Origin of the sequence: Vibrio sp. V42_P2S4T144 (genome assembly GCF_009904715.1) — a bacterium.
In the GTDB taxonomy this organism is placed as follows: Bacteria; Pseudomonadota; Gammaproteobacteria; order Enterobacterales; family Vibrionaceae; genus Vibrio; species Vibrio alginolyticus.
The window spans coordinates 1-3,763 of record NZ_WXWS01000048.1 but is presented as its reverse complement, the minus strand read 5'-3'; the positions used below and the strand labels follow the sequence as shown (position 1 = coordinate 3,763).

Below are 3,763 nucleotides of genomic sequence, written 5' to 3'. Positions count from 1 at the left end.
CAATAAATAGAAAAAGTAGTGGAATTTATAAATATGGAAAGCCCGATTCGATTTCATCGTTCAGCGGTTGCTCTCGTCGTATCCGCATTGCTCGCTGGCCACGCCAATGCGACTGAGAGCGTATCCGAACACGAAACGATTACGGTGCTAGGAGAAACATACCGAAACACCGCAACTAAAACCGTTTTAGAACCGGAGGAAACACCGCAAGCGATCACGGTAATCACTAAAGATGACATTGACCTGCGCGGCGTAAACTCGGTGAGCGAAGCATTGCGTTACGCGCCTGGCGTAAATACAGAATTGCGTGGCGGTGCCGTTTCCCGACTCGACCTATTCAATATTCGTGGTTTTATTAACTACACCAACTTTTATGATGGTCTTCCTTTGCTGTACAACGGTTGGAACCTTCAACCTCAGGTCGATTCCGTTGCTCTTGAGCAAATCGAGGTTTTTAAAGGGCCAACGTCTGTTCTTTACGGCAATATTCCACCAGGAGGTATGGTCAATATTATCGCCAAGGCGCCTCAGTCAACACCCTCACACTCTGTCTCGATTAGTACAGGGACTAACAGCCTAAAAGAACTGACGTTCGACACCACAGGACAAGTTGGTGATTCTAATGTTGATTACCGTATCGTCGGCCTGGCAAAACAGCGAGATGGTCAAGCCGATACGTCTGAAGACGAACGTTACGTACTCGCCCCATCTTTCAATTGGCAAGCGACAGAAAGAACATTAGTGAACGTGAATGTTTACTATCAAAATGATCCATCAGCAGGTATCTACACGACTGTGCCTGCGTCTGGCTCAGTGATTAAAAACCCACTTGGCTCGATGTCACCAAGCACTTATTTAGGGGATGAGGACTGGAACACTTACGAACGCGAAGTTCTGATGATGGGTTACAAAGTCCAACACGACTTTAACAACAATTGGCAATTTCTACAGAATGCCCGCTACATGACCGCCGATGCCTATCAGGAAAACACATATAACGGTGCACTTGAAGCGGATAACCGTACCGTTGGTCGAAATGCCTATTTAACCGATGAAAAGTCCAAATCCTTTGTGATTGACAACCAACTATCGGGCTACGTTAAAACAGGAAATTTTGAACATAACTTATTGTTCGGGCTTGATTATCAGTATCTAGACTCAGATGTAAAATACAAAGACACGCTTGGGTATTCGCTAACTCAGGACATTTTTAATCCTGACCACAACAGCATTGATCGTAATGCACTGAATTTCCAATACAAACAAAACTTGGATATCAAAACGAAGCAGATTGGCGTTTATTTCCAAGATCAAGTTCGTTACGACCAACTTGTAATGATTGCAGGTCTTCGTTGGGATAAATACGATTCAAATACAGACGCCGTTAGCGATTATCTAGGAACAGTATCCAAGAGCAAGGAAGAGTTAGACGATACCAACGTATCTTTCCGAGTCGGTGGTTTGTATGAGCTAGACTTTGGTCTCTCGCCATACCTTACTTACTCGGAAAGTTTCGAGCCAATTGCGGGTGCCGACTCTTCTGGTAAAGCATTTGAGCCATCAACCGGTCATCAATGGGAGTTAGGCTTTAAATACGCACCATTATCTGGTGATATCTCAGGTAACTTAGCACTCTTCCATATTACGAAGAAAAACGCGATCTTGACCGATCCGAATAATCCATATGCACCGAACTATCAAGCGGGCGAAGTGGTATCACAAGGTATTGAACTTGAGGCAAAATGGCAAGCCACAGCACAAGCTGATTTCACTCTAGGCTATACATATACCGATATGGAGATTACCGAGGACAGTTATTACAACCAAGAAGGTAAAACGCCGGTTTGGGTACCTGAGCAAACGGCCTCTCTATGGGCCAATTACTTCTTTGAAGGAAATCTTTCAGGCCTTCGTACCAGTGCTGGCGTTCGCTATGTCGGAGAAGCACAAATTGATGCACAGAATAGTCAAAAAGTACCGGACTACACCTTGTTTGATTTAGCAGCAAGTTACGATTTCTCAACGGTATCTGAATCAATGAAAGGGGCTAGCGTCACACTTTCTGCAAGCAATCTATTCGATAAAGAATACTATTCTTGTTACGACAAAAAAAACTGTTGGTTTGGCGCTGAGCGCTCTATCGAAGCGAAGTTAGAATACAACTTCTAACCTCTTAGAACGTAACAGCAGTAATTTGTAAAGCGATGGTTTCTACAATAAGCCATCGCTTTTTATTTTGCATAGAGCATCAATATAAACGCTACCTTGTCACTTTTTTATAGCACCTTTCTGGCCTACCAACAGAGCCATAGTTTAAATCAGCCTCTAGTTCACCAGTGCTGATAAGATACTCCAAATAGCGCCTCGCCGTTGTTCGGCTCGCGCCGATCTTTTCGCCTGCCTCATCAGCGGTCAGCACACTGCCATTTGGGAACAACTCTCTGATCTTGTCTAGGGTTACACCATCAATCCCTTTTGGTAATCGGTTCGGCAAGTTGTCTTGATTGGCATGAGACTGCAGCATTTTATCAACGAGGTTCTGATCCAAACTCTCTACGATGTCTAGTTGTTGGCGTTGGGACACATACTTTTTCAGTGCGGCATCTAAGCGTGGAAACATCACGGGTTTTAACAGGTAATCGACAACGCCACCCCTCATCGCCTGTTGTAATGTATCGACATCCCTTGCGGCTGTAATCAAAATGACATCACACGTTTGGTTACTTGCACGCAGTGTATTTAGTATCTCAAGCCCTGTGCCATCGGGAAGATAGACATCCATCAATAGTAAATCTGGCTTAAGAATGTCGAGTTGCATTTCCGCTTCCATTCTCGTGGTCGCAATTCCAACCACTTCCAAACCTGTCAGTTGGCTTAAGTATTTGTGGTGCAGCTCAGCAATAGCCAGATCATCTTCAATGATCATTACGCGAGTCGCCATACTCATAATTGTTCTTCCTTGGGTAAGTACACCGTTATTCTTGTCCCATAATTTGTATTGGGTATCATCTCAACATGGCCGTGATATCGAGTAGCAAGCTGATTGACAAGGTGTAACCCAACACCTCGATTTTGACGAGATTTCGTTGAAACGCCTTTTGTAAATAATGTTTGTGGATCCATTGTTTTTGGGAGGCCACAACCATGATCTATCACCTCAAGTATCACTTCATTTCCGTAATCGCTAACGGACACATCAATGTTTCTGCGTTCTGACGCAACATTTGATTCATCGCGAATTGAAGTTAACGTGGCATCGAAAGCGTTATCAATCAAATTACCCAAAATTGTGACAAGGTCTTCCGAATTTAGCCACTCAGGTAGGGGCTCCAGACGACTGCCTTCCTCAACCACCAGTTGTAAGCCTAACTCGCGAGCACGTTCAGTTTTTCCAAGCAACATACCTGCAATTAGCGGGTCCTTAACGGTATCTCTTAAAAACTCAATCATTGCTTGATAGTGTGCGGTTTCTTGTCCAATTAACTTTTGCACCGCATCAAGCTCACCCATTTGTACTAGCCCACTAATGGTGTTGAGCTTATTTCGATGCTCATGGGTTTGCGAACGTAACAAATCTGCATATTCCTTGGTTTGTGATAGCTGCTCGGTTAGATCATTAATTTCATCCCTTAAACGGAAACTCGATACCGCCCCCACGATTTTTCCATCAACATAAATTGGAGAGCGATTTGCAATCAGGCGCTTATGATTAAGGAATATTTCAATATCATGATCTTCCTGCCCGCTTTCTAATACTGTATAT

3 protein-coding genes are annotated in these 3,763 nt (G+C 43.9%); 1 reads left to right on the top strand and 2 read right to left on the bottom strand.

Annotated elements, in window-relative coordinates; translation table 11 throughout:
• The first annotated feature begins 33 nt into the window (after nucleotides 1-33).
• The gene (locus tag CAG68_RS01455; protein ID WP_161440712.1) at nucleotides 34-2,169 is read left to right on the top strand and encodes a TonB-dependent siderophore receptor; all 2,136 of its coding nucleotides are present in this window, start codon (nucleotides 34-36) and stop codon (nucleotides 2,167-2,169) included.
• 91 nt (nucleotides 2,170-2,260) lie between these two features.
• Here the strand turns inward: CAG68_RS01455 and CAG68_RS01450 are convergent, their stop codons facing one another.
• Nucleotides 2,261-2,947 carry a response regulator gene (locus CAG68_RS01450; RefSeq protein ID WP_017634565.1) on the bottom strand — a complete coding sequence of 229 codons (687 nt, stop codon included), beginning with the start codon at nucleotides 2,945-2,947 and terminating at the stop codon, nucleotides 2,261-2,263.
• On the bottom strand, nucleotides 2,944-3,763 hold an 820-nt coding region (locus CAG68_RS01445), incomplete at its 5' end, for an ATP-binding protein (protein ID WP_161440711.1). The genes CAG68_RS01450 and CAG68_RS01445, both read right to left, overlap by 4 nt.